Genomic DNA, 16,158 nt, shown 5'->3' with positions numbered 1-16,158 from the left:
CTGTATATTATTCTTCTATTTTTATATTATTTTTAAGCCTACCAATCTGTTTTATAATTTAGTGCTTCCTTTGGGATTTCCCTTTTGACATACTTCGTTATTTTCTCTGCACTGGTTGCGCTTTTATAGGTCTTTACAACTAAAGTATCCATAGTTGATTCACTTAATATAAGCTCATCTTTTGCTACTTTATGTATACCTCCGGGAATTTCATATAAATATTCAATAAATAAACCTTCATCACTATAGTTATAATATCCCATCGTTGCTTTTTTGGGATTAAATGACTCTGCTTCATTAAAGTCAACACCCTTGAAATGCCCTACTTTACCGTCTCCATAAAATTTAAATCCACTTTTAAAGTTTTCCAGATTATATTCTTTTATGAATTCTTCAGAAAATACAGCCATATAAAATACGGTAGTATCAATATGTTTTATGTAATCTTTATTTTTAGTAGGTTTTATACTGAATTTAGTAGGCTTAAAGCGTACCATTCCGTAATCATTTTTAGTTGAGGTACAACTAAAAATGATTGCGAAAAAAGTCAATATAAAAATCTTTTTTACCATGATGTAAATGCATTAGGTGTTCTGTATTGCACATATCCTTTCCAATCCCAAGATTGGTTTTCAAATCCTCTTTGTCTTTTGTCGAATAAAGTTAAGCCAAAAGCTTTAACTCTCAAGTTATGAATGGCATGATTTTGAATGGCATGTCTCACTTTTTCAGAATTCACACCAATTTTGTAACCTTGATAACCAAAAGTTAACGCTCCAAGTCTATGAGGTGTTCCTTCAATAGTTTTTCCGTTTGGTAAATTTCTTCCAAAAGAATCTGTATAATTGGTACCAGGAACTCCTTTATATCCTCCAGGTAAAGTTGCTTCTTCTGCCTTTAAATCTCTATATCCTGTAAAGAACTGAAAACCGATTGAATAATCTCCAACAGATAAATTTAATGAAGCTGTTCTAAAGCTATCACCTCCATCACCAGCAGGGCCAATTGAACCATCATTTTCATATCGTAATTTAAAATCTCCACTTCTAAAACCTACAGCACCTGTTCTTTGTTTAAACTCACTCATACTTCCTTTTCCGCTCCACCAATTTACTCCATATGAGAATCCTGTTTTTCCATCATCGTAGGCTGCTAAAATAGATTTTCGTATTTCAACTCCATTTCCAAAGCCGTTATAATTACCATAATTCATATAACCAATACCTGCTGAAAAACTCCAATTACCATCACTATAGCCAACACTTAAACTAGCACCAATTCCAGATGCATTACCAAATGCTATGGACGGGCTAATACTTATGTTCCAATCGCCTATGGGGATATTAAACGATGGTAAAAAAGCACCAACGAAACCTGTGGCTGCAATGGAGAGCAAGGAGCCTGTACTCCAGACCATGGATGGAGCAATTCCGTAGGTTATTCCTCCTATAATAGCTCCTCCTAGTATAGCCATTCCAAAGCCTCCCCAACTCCAGTTTCCTGTTTGTATTGCATGACCAATGTATGCAGCGGCTCCTGAAATAGCACCAACGATTACACCGACTAAAACTGCTGCCCAAATTATTTCACCACTTGGATCGCTAAATGATAGCGGATTGTTCCATACATAACCATAACGGTTAAAACTCTGTGTATTGTATGGATCTTGTATAAAATTATCGGGCGATAAGAAACGACCTAGTTTTGCATCATACATACGACCATTCATGTGAATAAGCGCTACTTCAAAGAAATGTTCATGTCCAGTGTAACCTCTACCAAGTAAAGAATCATGGTTAAAAGATGTATCACCTTGTTGGTTTACAAATTGACTTGTTTCACCCCATGCTCCAAACTGACGTTTTTCTACAATTTCCGTACTAGCGTTTGAAATTGCTAGAATACTTCCTAAGTAATCACGGTGTAAGTAATGATATTCATCTATTGGGCTACTACCTTGTTGTTTTATGTGAACTATAGGCGCACTGTATGCATCACCTCCTACGTAATTAAATACTTTTACGGTTCCTGTACTGGTATCTTCAACAACTTCTACAGGAATAATGCTTGAGTATTGCTTGTGATATCGACGCAAGTTTTTGTCTTCTTGCAAACCTCCGTAATAAGCATGTGTTCTATTCATAAAAGGTCCGTACTCAAAGTTTACGATTCCTTTGTCTTCTTGAAAAATCTTTACAGGCTTTTTAAATGCATTGTATGTTACCTGTTGTAATTCATTTTGCTGATAGTATAAATCACCTTCATTGTTTAAATCTACATTTTCTAATCTGTAAGCATTTGAATTGTTATAGCCATACACACCTACAAAAGAATTGTTAGTTATTCTACCTCGCTGATCATATTCTTGTTGATGATTTACAGCACCGCTAATTTGAGTTAATCTATCTAAATTATCATAAGAGAAGTTTTCATTCCAATTCGTGAATGCATAGTTTTTTCGACTATTTAAAATACCTCGTTGATAATCAAAACTGTAATCCATTTTTAGGGCTACTGTAGGCGGTGGCGGTGGCGTACCAATGATATATAAATCTTGTTTACGATCGTAAATATTCGTTAAAAACCCATACTGGTCGTATTGTTTTGTCTTAAAAATTCCATTTCCTAGACTTATACTTAAGGATTTTCCTCTAGCATTTTCAGTATTTATTCGCCATAGGCGTAGATTCGTATTAAAATCTCTTATTTCTCTTAGTACACCTGTTGCAGTATCATATACATTTTTTACACTTACAGTATTACTTACTCCTGCAGCATTCGTAATGTATGTTTCTTTATTAATTTGCCCATAACTATCATATGTTAATTGCTTTTCAAAATTAGAAGTTCCATTATCTTCAGTAATTTTGTTTATTCGTTTATTGCTATCATAGTAATAATTATAATCATAATTCGCACCTGTCTCATTATCTGTAGCTAGTATTCGTCTTAAAAGCTTTGTAGTAGTATTATATTCATAGTCAGTGACCATGTTTGTTTGATCTCCAACGGTTTCCTTGCGAATTAATTTACCTAATGGACTGTATTGATAACTTGTAGTTCCTTTTGGACTTGTTTCTTGCAACATTTCTCCTAGAATGTTATACTGATATGTAAACGTTCCTGCTGAAGGATCAGTTAATGCTACTTTTCTTCCCCAGCCATCAATAGTAACATTTACAGTATGACCATCATAATCGGTAGATTTCATTTTCCCATTAGCATAATATGTATAGTCTACAGTTCCACCATCATCTTGAATACTAATAATATTACCAAAAGCATCTTTAGTTGACGTTACTGTTTTAGTACCATCATCAACTGTTGCAGTTAAACCGCTGTATGTTGTAGTAATTACTTTTCCTGTAAATAATTGTTGAGAAATTGGTCTACCATATTGATCAAAAGCATATTGATTCCACTGTGTTGGAGTAGATGTACTAAAATATGGTTCGCTTTCTTTCAGCTTTTTTCCTGCGATATCATACTCGTAGTTTTTAAATATCCATTTGCTATTGATACTTAAAATTCCTTCTTTCATCACCCAACCTAATGCGTTGTAGTAGATTTTTTCATCTTCGCCTTTTTGATGATTTATGGTTTTTAACATGCCTCCAGCACCATACAATGAACTATTTGCATAGGTAGTGTAGGTATGTTTCCCCAGATAATCCGTTTCTCTAGTTACTCTACCCCAATCATCATATTGATAATTTATTGGCAAGCCATATGTGTTGGTCACATTCGTAGGGTTTCCTGTGGCAGTATTGTATTGATAGGAAGTTTCGAGTCCTTCATTATCAATCGATTTTGTCATATACCTACCTGTGGTATCAAACTCAAAGTTTTCTATTCTATCTGAAATACCACTTCCGGTAACTTTCTTTTGTAACACATTACCAAAAGTATCATATTGATAATACTCATATAGCCAAGGCGTGCTATTTCCTTTTCTTCTGACTTGTACGGCTAAGTTATTACTGTAAAAATATTTTTCAGTTGCGCTAAATGAATCTGCACCTAAAACATTTGTCGTAGTTTTTTCAGACAATCTTCCAATAGTATATGTTTGATCGAAAGGAGCAGGATTATTTATGTATTGTTGCACAGAGGTTTCTGAACCTCCAGGCAATGTTGTCGTAATTGTTGTTGGATTATAATACGAATCATAACTAAATGCTTTGGTACTCGTTATACCAGTTAAGGTATTTTCAGAGACAACTTGAGACTGAACATTAATAAAGACTTTATCGGCTGTTAGCTGTGTTTGATATGTATAATCATTCTTACTTATGTAGCTATATGGTGTTCCGGAAGAGCTTGTAGACACCCAATCTCGTAGAGGAGAACCTCTTTTTTGTATATCAAAGTCTGTAACATTCCATAATGCTTGGACTCCGTTACCATAGATATTTGATTTCCTAATTTGCTTAAACCCTAACAGTCCTAATCCTTTTGCATGAGAAACTGCTCCAGAGTATCTGAAATCTTGGGTTCGTGTTGATCCGCTACCTGTTTCCCGAACTTTACTAACCAGTTTTATAGAAGGTACAATATTCGCATTTACGTATGGGTAAACTTCATCATAACTTCCAGTATAAATTTGTTGATAATCATTTCCTTGATTCGTTAAACCTGTATAATCTATTAGATGAGAAGTTCCATTGTTATTTATTTGTTCTAACGTTACATCTTTTCTATGATCTCCTTCAAATTCATACGCTGATAAATGATTAGCACTAACATAAGCATATTCTATATTATCGGTATCAGAATGAGAGTCTAAAAATATAGGCTGACCAAATCTAGTTATACCTGTATTTGTTTGAAGATAGTTTGACGTGTGTTGAAAAGAAGGTGTTGCATCATTTTCGCCAAGTTTATTTACGTGGATATTCACTATATCTTCAGAGTAGTTATGATTTGTAGAGTATGCACTTGCAACCCAATGTTTTATTAAATCTGTTTTTCCATCTCCATTTACATCTTGAGCAATGAATTTAACCTCTACAATAGCATTCGTTGTTGGTCCTTGGTTATAGTTATAATATTGTACTACTTGACTTTCTACGTACGTGATTAATTCTAAATATTTAGTATATTTTAAGATGTTACTACCTCTTGATAAAAAGAATCGCCAGTTTTTACTATTATTTGCTGTAGGTACTAAAAAGTCTGTTTTTCCGTCTCCATTATAATCTCCTAAAAGAATAGGGCGATTCATTTTGATATAGCTATCAGTTTCTGTATGAATTAGAGATAACTGATTGTTACTATTTAATTCATAAACAAAAGCTTTCCCTTCAGTAAAATGAAATAAATCAGTTTTTCCATCTCCATTAAAATCTGCTCCCAAAATTCTATCATCAGACTTTATTTCTTGCTGTAAACTTCCTGCCCAATTAGAAAATCCTGAAGTTAAATTTCTATCTAAATCAATAAAATATGCCGATCTATAATTAGTTGTATATGTACTACAAGAGCAACAAGTCCCTGAACCACCTCCATCTCCTGGATCAATAATTTCAATTGGACGAAGTAGTGTATTCTGTTCTGAATTCTGCGCTAGTTTTTCTTTTGAAGCCTTCTCTTTTCTGACTGCAAAGTCCTTATCACTTTCATCTTCTTGTTGTTGTAATATATCATCTCGAGGGTCAATTCCTCCACCACCACCAGGACAGTCATATTCATAACAATATCTATTTGTATATGGTTTTCCTATGGCTAATACATCTGTTAAACCATCACCATTAAAATCTCCTGATATATATTCTTTTGGGATTTTCTTTCTTGTTGAGCTATTACACGAACTTTCATATGTATATGTTGGTGCATTCCACGTTTTAGTGTAGTGATAATATAGTCCTACAGCTCCATGATAATAACTTTTGAACTGAACCGAAGATGTATTTCCGCTGATATTTTCTTTTATAAGCGTAATTCCTTGTTGAGCTAACTTTTTCCCTTGATGATTTAGCATACTATTCCCAATAACATCATCAAAATTTGAGACATTATATGAGCGTCCTATTTCTGTATTGTTATAAGAAGACTCATATATGTTATCAAAAAGATGCAACTCATTTCTAGTATTCTTGTTGTATAAAATAAAATCTAGCTTTCCATCTCCATTAAACTCACCAGACAAAATATTATCCGTTTGATAGTTATACCCAGGATACAAAGTTCCTGCATATGTATCTGGATTTGGATTTGTAGAAGAGTTATCGTAGCTAAAGTTTATAGGTGTTAAGCTTTGATTAGCTTTATTGTATTCATTAACGGAAGCTAGCCGTTCATATCCCAAAGATGTCTCATTATGGGTTAATACATATTTTCTATATAATACATTATCACCTTTGGTTTCAATTCTATCTAAAATTTTACTTCTTCTAAAAGTAATTCCTTTTACAAATGATAATTCGGGTCTTTTTCTATTTTTATAGTAAAATTTAATTTCAACTTTAGGGTTTGCGCTACCACCAAATGTAATTCTATCTATTAATTTTAATTCTCCATCAGATATGTAGTTGTAAAAAATTGCATTGCCTTGTGGATCAATTTTTCTTCCTATAGACCATTCTAAGCGACTTCTAGGATTTACACTTCCGCTTCCATACCAAATTCTTGATCCATCTGGATAAAAAGCAATAAAATATGATGGACCATAAGACGCTCCATATGGTGAAGTTCCGTAAGCTTTAATTTTTACATTAGAAAACCTTTCTGTTTTATACGTAGAATTAGCAGCTCCATACGTTCCTGATTCGAGTAATAATCTTTGTCCATCTAAAGCGAAACGATCACTAGCATCAAAATCAACTCCATCAACAAAACCGTCATGAAATTCTGTAGCAGAAACTCGGCTAATAGAAGATAAACCAGAAAATCCCCATCCCCATCCTGCCAAACCATTAGATGCTTGGCTATTGAAGTTTAATCCTATATCTGGGCTAATATTTCTTATTCCAGGTGGTGTTGCAATAGGAATATTATAGGTTGCTCCTCCTGATAAGGATACAGAAAAATCTGCTGGAGTTGTACCTACTTGTGAAGAAGCTTTGCTTGAAGTTACACCTGGCTTTACACCAGTATTAGATCTATCTTGTATTGTTACTTTCCTATCATCGCTATAAATTGGCTTTGAAGATATATTTTTTGAACTTTCTGTTCCTCTGATTAAATTTTCAGGTGTTTTCTGTGCAAAACAAGAAAGTCCCATTAAAAGTAATACTAAACTTATATAGTAATTTTTCATATTCATGTCTAACTTGTTTTATTTTTTGATGATTTGCTTAGTTATACTTGTATTATTACTTAAATGTATATGAACTAAATACATTCCTGAAGATAGATTTCTTAGGTCTATTTCTAATTCATTTTTAGAATTACTTGGTATGGTTTTTACCAATATTCCAAGACTGTTATATACGTTAATATCGTGTGATAGAGATACATCTGAATTGGAATTAAATTTCAACAAAACCAAGCCTTTTGTAGGATTTGGATAAAGTGTAAGTTCTTTTTCTAAAACAAGTTTAGTTTCTTCGATTTCTTCTGATTCCTTTGAAACTATGAGTTCATCAGACGCGGCTCTTCCTGCTGGAGGATTTGGCACTGTACAACTAGCAAAAGCACAATAAAATCGCTGTTTTTGATTTCCTGAATTATCGTAAACAAACAACAATTTAGAATTTGGATTTATCATCAACAATTGCTCTATTGAAGATTCAGTTCCATCAATTACCTCTAAATGTGGATCATATAAATATTGTCTATCCTGCAAGTTAGGATCATTATAAAGGAATGATCGTAGCATTAAATTTGTAGCGCTTGAAGAAAATTTAAATTCTTTTTGCAGATTTAAAACTACTTCACCTGTTGTTCCATCATATATTTTTCCCAAAATAGATCCTGAATAATTATACTTATGCACATACCCAGTAAGCAGATACCAATGATCTAATTTTGGAAGATCTCCATTCCAGAAATAAGGATTCGTATTTGTTGTACCATCCAAATTTAATGTATGGTGAGTACTACCAACTTTACTATAGCAACCAAAATAAGTTCTACCATCAGTTGAGTTAGTTTTCTTTATCCATATAGATAATCGATATGTTTTAGTTTTATCTATATTTTTATATGCGGCATATATACCACCTTCCGCATTACTTGATGGATTAGGTATTGCTTTCCACAATACTTTTTCTTCTCCAACATGATTAGAACCTAATTCTCGGATATTAGAAGTGGTTGCTCCATATTGACCAAAGTCAGTAATACTCCCTGTTCCAACATTCCAGTCAGTTAGAGAATACATGTTTTGAGCTTCAGATTTTTCCATATTCAAGAGAAAACATGAAAGAATTATTAAAGCTGAAAGTAGTTTTGAATTCATAGAATTTACATTTATGTATTTGTGATAAAAAGTACTTATTTTTAAATAATTAAAGAGATGTAATACAATTATAATTGTACTGCAACTATAGATATAATCATGAGAAAAAACTCGCTTTTTAACTTATTCTCGTACCTCTAATTAAATCAGTAATTAATTACAAAGTAAAAATTAAGCGAATCATACCGTTATGGTTAAACCATAAACTAAGTGTAGTTTTTCTAGCTCTATATTATACCAAGCCAAAGCCGTAACTTACAATTAATGATGGTTAAATATTGTCAATAAGAATAGAAAATAAAAGAATTGCTAATCGATATTCATAAATCACGATAATAAAAAAGATAGTAATTTGGAAGATATTACAAACTCAAATAAAAGCATGCGCTATACTATAAAACACTGTTAATCAAAAAGACTACAATGTGAATAGAAAAATCCCAACATTGCTGTTAGGATTTTTATTTGAGACACACCTAAAGAGCCTAAAACCTAACTTTTTACAAAGGATATAAAACGTGTAAATGAGTTTATAAAAACCCATTCTTATCTTTTAAGTACTTCTTAAAAAAAGAAGTATAAACTAAAGTTCGTACTTTACTAATCAGACATCTATTTTTATTGATCAACATAGCCATCAGACATTTGAATCACAAAAAGATAGCCCAGTTACACAACCAACATAAGAATTGCAATTCGTGTAGCCTTGTGTAAGACAAGTTATAGAATGACCATTACATAAATCAGAACAACCTATAGTATACGGTATGGTATTTTGTGCTGCTTTCCCACCAAGGACATTTGAAATAGTCTTTTTTTTAAGCTTTAAAGATTTAAGATTCTTCTTTTTCATATTTAATTGATTTTATAAATTAATAATTCAAATAAAGAAAGATGTAAGTTTAAATCAAAAGCATTATACCCTTGGTTATCGAATCACAGGTTGTTAAATAATACAACTAAACTAAGAATAGTAACCATTAAACATATAAACAACAGTTTTCTTCTTAGGACACCTAAAGAACCTAAAATAGAACTTTTTGATTGCCGATTTAATCGGAAGTAGTTTTTTTTATTGCTGAAAATAGCAGTAAAAACAAGAACACCAAAGAGGATAAACCAGGTCGCGGCGAAAATTCCCCAAAAAATGAGTTATCAGAGTATTTACGAAGTCAAATGTTATACAGAACCGTTTTTCTAAATGCGTTAACTGAACATCATTTTGATACATACAGCTTTTCAGCTTCCAATGTGAACAGACGTTTAGAAATCGAAGCGAAAAATGGTGCTATGTCAAGAGAAGAATTTAGAGAATTACTCTTGCAACAATTCATTAAAATGGCAGTACCGATTTGGAAAGGGCAAAATGTGTATTACGGGAGTTGGTACAATGCATATATTCAAATAGATGATGAATATTTACGGAATCCAAACGGAAGTATTCCAAGAAAAGAAACGTTTCTATACATGTTTGGCTTTTAGTCTACCGAATAGGTCGTGCAAAACGTTTTTTCAAAAGTAAAAAACAGTATATCATACATTTTCCATATAGTTGATTAGTATTTTGCTCATTAGTACTATTGTAATCTATTTTTATAAGCAATTCATTTACAACTGTTTTGTCTCGTAATTATATTGATTTTTGTCCTAAATTAATCCACATTGGTTTAAAGAGTTACATATTACTCAAATACATGTAACCCTTTTTCTTAAAACAATCTTGATACTTTTTATAAAACAACTAAAATGTTGATGAACTACTAGAGGAACAGTTTTCTATTTGTAAATTCAATTCTGCTATTGTTTGCTTCATTTTAACCATTTGCAAATAGGTAAATCCTTCCAAACAATTGATATTCCATGTCATAACATTATTTAATTGTGGGTTATATGGTAAGCCACATGGGTCAAGATAATTTTGTGGCAATAACGTAGGGTCACAATCAAAAGTGAAACCATTATTAAAAAAGTAGACATCATCGGCAGGAGTATCAAAAATTAGGTCTCCTGTAGTAAAACCATTTGAGTAATTTGAGCATTCTTCTCCGTTTGCTGTCGAGAACGTATGATATAATCCTAAATTATGACCAATCTCATGAGAAACTAGTCCATTAAATATGTGTAAAAAACTTTGAGTTTCAATTAAAGCTCTATTATCATTCATCGGACCAATCCCTACTGCTCCACCAATATTTAATCCTGGCATTGAATTTACCAAATAAATATTTAACATATCGGCTTCATATACTGTAGCAGATGTTAATAAGGCATTATATTCTGCTATACTATCAATATCATGCCAAGTAGAAAAAGGAATGGTAAACATAGAAGATGATTTTTTAAATTGTATCCTATTTGGTTCGACAATAGGTGTAACAACACTTGGAATTCTGTTACCAAAATATCTATTTAAATCAGAAATTATTTGATCCAAATCTTCATCAGTTGCTCCTCCAGAGCCATCATTTTCTTGTACAACTATAAAATTAACGGTTAAGCAAACATTAGGACCACTAACAAAACTTCCTCCTGTATCAAAAATTGGGTTATTATTAGGGGATTGGTAATTCCCATTATCACCTTCAATAAATGTAGTACCTCTAATAATTGGCTCTTCAATAATTACTCCATCTCCATCATGAGGTATTTCATTTTCAATTATAAGTTCATGAGTTATGGTTTGTGATCCATCATAAAATACTTCAAATACTTCTATGGTATTAGTATTTGGTGAAGGTCGTAATTTAGAATTAGCCTCAGAATCAAGCTTATTATTAGAATCATTTTCTATAGCATCATTAGAACAACTACTAAAGCTATAACTTATCAATAAGAATAAAAAGATATTTGAAATCGTTTTTTTTAATTTAATCATAATACTAAAATTAAAAGTTAATACATAGTATTGTACCAAAAGCTCAAATATGTTACCCATAAATGAGAATAAAGCTTCATTTCTGAACAGTAATTACAGTCTTGCAGTTAAAATATAATACCAATAACTAATCACATTAATTCAAGTCTAATGGCATAAAACATTACACTTATAAATATCTGCTAAGTAAAAATAGGAACCAAGCAAACGAAGGTGATTTTGCCTATATATTGGAATGGCTTAAACAATATCAAAAATACAAAGATTTACGTGCAACAAGGAAGCAACAAAAGCAGGCGCAAGACGAAGACAAAAAACAAATGAGGAAAAAGTACGAGATCAAATTAAACTTTATGTTAAAGGGAAAATCGCTTTACCACAAGTATACATCTATATAGAAACCAATAAAGGCATTCCAAATTACTTTACAGGTGAAGTACCTAGATTTGTATGAGTAGGAGGAAAAATAATTAATAGTATTAAAAAAACAGGTCAATGAAATAAATACATAACCATTTTTTGGAATGTCAATGAAGCCTATGACATGTTTAGAGATGCAGCGTCGTTTACAGGAGATTATATAGAAAATTGGAATGTTAGTAACGTAACCAAAATGTTTGGAATGTTTTGGGGCGCGAACAATTTTAATCAAAACATAGGTGGTTGGGTTGTTTCTGAAGTAAAGTCAATAAGAGGTATGTTTTCTGGAGCAACAAACTTTAACCAAGCATTGAGTAATTGGGACATCTCTAAGGTAACTAGTATGAATGGAATGTTTGTAAATGCATCCTTATCGACTACAAATTACGACGCAACCATAATGGGTTGGGCAACAGATAGTAGTGGAACAGCTGGCGATAGTATTGATGATATCCCTTTAGATATTATTTTTCATGGAGGAAGTAGTATATATTGTATATCTGAATCCCTGTGGAATGAATTGGACACTACCTACAATTGGACCATTACAGATGGTGGACTAAACTGCAGTATTACAATAGCTCCAAAGGTATATTTACAAGAAGCTAGTTTAAATCCAATGATCGGAGAAGAGAATTTAATGCGAGACGATTTACGAACTTCTGCTTTAATTCCAACTACAAGTCCTTATGCAGATAATGCAACCTGTGATGCTTCAGTGTTTAATACTACAGGAAATAATGCCATTATAGATTGGGTTTTAGTAGAATTGAGAGATCAAACCGATACTACAATAGTTATAGACTCGCAATCAGCATTACTACAAAGAGATGGAGATGTTGTAAGTACCGACGGTACTTCACCATTAAACTTTTACCAATCAGATGGTACTTACTATATAGTTGTGAAGCATCGTAATCATTTAGGCATTATGGGCGCTTCACCTGTTTTGCTTACTAACATCTCAACGATTGTAGATTTTACAGATGAAAGTACATTAACCTATGAAACAAATGCACGAACTACTTTAGGTATGTGAGCAGGAAATGCAAAATAATGATAATGTGCTCCAATATTCAGGAACAGATCCTGATGCGCCAAGTATACTATCGAACTTTTTGTATGAGGATTTGAAGCAAATTGGAGAATTTACAAAAGAAAAGAAAGCTTTGTTACTAGCATCATAATCATTAACATAAAAGAAATAATAATTCAACTTAATCTTGATTTAAGCATTTTATAGTAAAGTGGATATTCCGATGATGTTGACTATATCTCCTTAACAATTGAATCTTCGTCTTTTGGAAATAGATATTCACTTTCACTTTCAGGAATAAGCACTTATCTGCGAGATTGTAAAACACCACAAGCATTATTAAGAAAACTTGATAATGAACTTGTCGAGAATAAAGACAAAATATTAGCAGAAATCTCAAATAAGAAACAAGAGCCTGATATTGACTTAAAATAACAGTAGTAAAAATGAAAAGTACGGAGAAAAGAAAAGCGAACCGAAGTTCGCTTAGTTTATAGCTTATGGTTATCTGTGCCCTTTAGTAAAACTACAACAATTTGTGAAGCAATTTGTGAGTGTAACTTCACACACAGCACATGACCCTGCTAAACCTGTACAAATTGCTGTGTTACCTCCTTTGATTCTTTGATCTTGGAGATCAGAAATAGGCTTCTTATTAAGATTTAAAGCTTTAAGATTTCTTTTTTTCATAATATATATTTTAAAATTAATAATGAATCTAAAGTAGAAAGTTAAAAGCAGAAATAATAGAATAATAAGTCGTGATTTATATATAACGACTTAATAATCAAACAAACAGTAGTTATTATGAAAAAGAAACAAGAAATAATTTTCTTAAAAATGACAAAATTTTCCAAAAATGGAAAATTTTGTCCAATTTGTACTCGAGGTGGGAATCGAACCCACACTCCCGAAAGAACTGGATTTTGAATCCAGCGCGTCTACCAATTCCGCCACTCGAGCTTTTTAAGGAGTGCAAATTTAGAAAATATTTTTAATTCTCGCTTAAAAAAAGAAATAAAAGCTTTTAGAGTTGCAATAAATTTCTAAATTTGCACCTCGTTAAACACAACACAACAATTAACTAACTACTAAACAGAATATTAATATGGCCTACGCTGTACCAGAACCAAAGATTTTTGCCTGTACGCAGAGTGAAGAGCTTGCTGAGAAAATTGCAAAACAGTATGGAACAGAATTAGGAAAAGTAACGTTCTCAACCTATAGTGATGGCGAATTTCAACCTTCTTTTGAAGAGTCGGTTCGTGGAGCAAGAGTATTTATCATAGGATCTACGTTTCCAAACTCAGATCATTTGATGCAAATGCTATTGATGCTTGATGCTGCTAAAAGAGCTTCTGCACGTCATATTACAGCTGTACTTCCTTACTTCGGTTGGGCAAGACAGGATCGTAAAGACAAACCGAGAGTTCCAATTGGCGCTAAACTTATAGCAAAAATGCTAGAAGTTGCCGGAGCAACACGTATCATTACTATGGATTTACATGCTGATCAAATTCAAGGTTTCTTTGAAAAACCAGTAGATCATTTATTTGCGTCTACCGTGTTTTTACCATATTTAAGAAAGCTTAATTTAGATAAGCTTACAGTAGCTTCTCCAGATATGGGAGGATCAAAAAGAGCGTATGCTTATTCTAAATTTTTAGAAAGCGATGTTGTTATTTGTTACAAACAACGTAAAAAAGCCAATGTAATTTCACATATGGAACTCATTGGAGATGTAACAGGAAAGAATGTAGTTTTAGTAGATGATATGGTTGATACAGCCGGAACATTAACCAAAGCTGCGGAAGTTATGATGGAAAGAGGAGCATTATCAGTACGTGCAATATGTACACATCCAATTTTATCAGGACAAGCGTATGAACGAATAGAAAATTCTCCACTAGAAGAATTAATCGTCACAGATTCTATTCCATTACGCCAAGAATCAAGCAAGATAAAAGTAGTAAGCTGTGCACATTTATTCGCAGATGTAATGCATAGAGTACATAACAATACTTCTATCAGCTCTAAATTTTTAATGTAATTAATTATTAATATAAAAACAAAGAATGAAATCAATTACAATTAACGGATCTCAAAGAGAAAGCGTAGGTAAAGTGTCAACTAAAACCTTACGTAATGCTGGAAAGGTTCCTTGCGTATTATACGGAGGAGACAATCCATTACACTTTTCAGCAGAAGAATTATCATTTTCTAAATTAGTGTATACTCCAAATGCGCACACAGTTGTGATTGCATTAGAAGACGGTTCTACACACAATGCTATTTTACAGGACATTCAATTTCACCCTGTAAGTGACAAAATTTTACACGTCGATTTTTATCGTTTATACGAGGATAAAGAAGTTACTATGAACATTCCTGTTGTAGTTAACGGAACACCTCCAGGTGTAATTTCTGGTGGAGTTTTACGTTTAAACAAGCGTAAACTTAGAGTAAAAGCGTTACCAAAAAATTTACCTGATTTTATCGAAGCTGATGCTTCTGAATTAGAAATTGGAAACAAAGTATATGTTACTGCATTAGCAAATGATAACTACAAGTTATTACATTCTGACAACACAGTAGTTTGTCAAGTAAGAATTTCTCGTGCTGCAATGAAAGCTGCTCAAGAAGCTGCAAAAGAAGAAAAAGAAGGAGACGCTTAAAAATAGTTGATTTTCTGATCTATAAAAAGCATTCCGAAATGGAATGCTTTTTTTATTTTTACACAAATTTTCAGAATATGCTTCAGTTTTTCAGAAAACTATTTCGCACCACAACACATTCAAAATCATCATTCAACATAGAAGAAACAGATCCTATGAAAAAATTTCTCATTGTAGGTTTAGGAAATATTGGAAGTGAATACGAAAACACTCGACACAATATCGGATTCAAAATACTAGACTTTTTTGCCAAAAAAGAAGATTTTAAATTTGAAACAGATAAACTAGGCGATGTAGCTTCGTATAGATTTAAAGGAAGAACTTTCATTCTTTTAAAGCCAAGCACTTATATGAACCTTAGTGGAAAAGCAGTACGCTATTGGATGACAAAAGAAAAGATTCCTGTAGAAAATGTGTTGATTGTTACTGATGATTTAAATCTGGAGTTTGGAACCATTCGTGTTAAAACTAAAGGAAGTGATGGCGGACATAATGGACTAAAAAGCATACAAGCATTACTAAATACTACAAAATATCCAAGATTTAGATTTGGAATTAGTGCCGAGTTTGGAAAAGGAAGGCAAGTAAACTATGTTTTAGGTGAATGGACAACCGAAGAAAGTGACAAACTACCTGAACGACTTGAAAAAAGTGTGGAACTTATAAAATCGTTTGGAACTGCAGGAGTTTCAAACACAATGAATGGCTTTAACGGAAAGTAAAAACATAAAAAAAGAGAGAAGCAAAATAC

The 16,158-nt window shown here is 32.4% G+C and carries 10 protein-coding genes and 1 tRNA gene; 6 read left to right on the top strand and 5 right to left on the bottom strand.

The features are described from left to right. Positions 1–38: 38 nt before the first annotated feature. Genes ACUUYC_RS10110 through ACUUYC_RS10100 form a run of 3 tightly spaced genes read right to left on the bottom strand, consistent with a single transcriptional unit; the run spans position 39 to position 8,401 of the window. Entirely contained in the window at positions 39–572 is a 534-nt protein-coding gene (locus ACUUYC_RS10110; RefSeq protein ID WP_474265657.1) for a hypothetical protein, read from the bottom strand. Next, positions 566–7,258 carry a polymorphic toxin type 23 domain-containing protein gene (locus ACUUYC_RS10105; RefSeq protein ID WP_474265655.1) on the bottom strand — a complete coding sequence of 2,231 codons (6,693 nt, stop codon included), beginning with the start codon at positions 7,256–7,258 and terminating at the stop codon, positions 566–568. Before ACUUYC_RS10105 ends, ACUUYC_RS10110 begins: the two co-directional genes overlap by 7 nt. An 18-nt stretch (positions 7,259–7,276) precedes the next feature. Then, the gene (locus tag ACUUYC_RS10100) at positions 7,277–8,401 is read right to left on the bottom strand and encodes a T9SS type A sorting domain-containing protein (protein ID WP_474265653.1); all 1,125 of its coding nucleotides are present in this window, start codon (positions 8,399–8,401) and stop codon (positions 7,277–7,279) included. 1,176 nt (positions 8,402–9,577) lie between these two features. On the opposite strand from ACUUYC_RS10100, the gene ACUUYC_RS10095 reads away from it, so the two are divergent. Continuing rightward, complete coding sequence (locus tag ACUUYC_RS10095) at positions 9,578–9,883, top strand: hypothetical protein (protein ID WP_474265651.1); 306 nt, start codon at positions 9,578–9,580, stop codon at positions 9,881–9,883. A 259-nt stretch (positions 9,884–10,142) separates the two neighbouring features. Here ACUUYC_RS10095 and ACUUYC_RS10090 read toward each other — a convergent pair whose 3' ends face one another. Then, on the bottom strand, positions 10,143–11,276 hold the full coding sequence (locus ACUUYC_RS10090) for a zinc metalloprotease (protein ID WP_474265649.1): 1,134 nt from the start codon (positions 11,274–11,276) through the stop codon (positions 10,143–10,145). Between the two features lie 508 nt (positions 11,277–11,784). On the opposite strand from ACUUYC_RS10090, the gene ACUUYC_RS10085 reads away from it, so the two are divergent. Beyond that, positions 11,785–12,735 (top strand): BspA family leucine-rich repeat surface protein, encoded by a 951-nt coding sequence (locus ACUUYC_RS10085; protein WP_474266374.1) that lies wholly within the window; start codon positions 11,785–11,787, stop codon positions 12,733–12,735. Positions 12,736–12,760: 25 nt separating this feature from the next. Next, positions 12,761–12,883, top strand: a complete 123-nt coding sequence (locus ACUUYC_RS10080) for a hypothetical protein (RefSeq protein WP_474265647.1) — start codon at positions 12,761–12,763, stop codon at positions 12,881–12,883. 730 nt (positions 12,884–13,613) lie between these two features. On the opposite strand, the gene ACUUYC_RS10075 is transcribed toward ACUUYC_RS10080, so the two are convergent. Then, positions 13,614–13,695, bottom strand: a tRNA-Leu gene (locus ACUUYC_RS10075). 145 nt (positions 13,696–13,840) lie between these two features. Here ACUUYC_RS10075 and ACUUYC_RS10070 point away from each other — a divergent pair. The 3 genes from ACUUYC_RS10070 to pth all read left to right on the top strand — a co-directional run bounded on the left by ACUUYC_RS10070 (position 13,841) and on the right by pth (position 16,129). After that, a complete protein-coding gene (locus ACUUYC_RS10070; RefSeq protein WP_474265644.1) occupies positions 13,841–14,782 on the top strand; it encodes a ribose-phosphate pyrophosphokinase in 942 nt (313 codons plus the stop codon). 25 nt (positions 14,783–14,807) lie between these two features. Continuing rightward, entirely contained in the window at positions 14,808–15,407 is a 600-nt protein-coding gene (locus tag ACUUYC_RS10065; protein ID WP_474265642.1) for a 50S ribosomal protein L25/general stress protein Ctc, read from the top strand. Between the two features lie 77 nt (positions 15,408–15,484). Continuing rightward, on the top strand, positions 15,485–16,129 hold the full coding sequence (gene pth, locus ACUUYC_RS10060) for an aminoacyl-tRNA hydrolase (RefSeq protein WP_474265640.1): 645 nt from the start codon (positions 15,485–15,487) through the stop codon (positions 16,127–16,129). The last annotated feature ends 29 nt before the right edge of the window (positions 16,130–16,158 follow it).

The sequence above is a fragment of the Kordia sp. E genome (assembly GCF_056033805.1).
The sequence above is the reverse complement of the archived record's forward strand: the minus strand, read 5'-3'. Positions and strand labels throughout refer to the sequence as shown.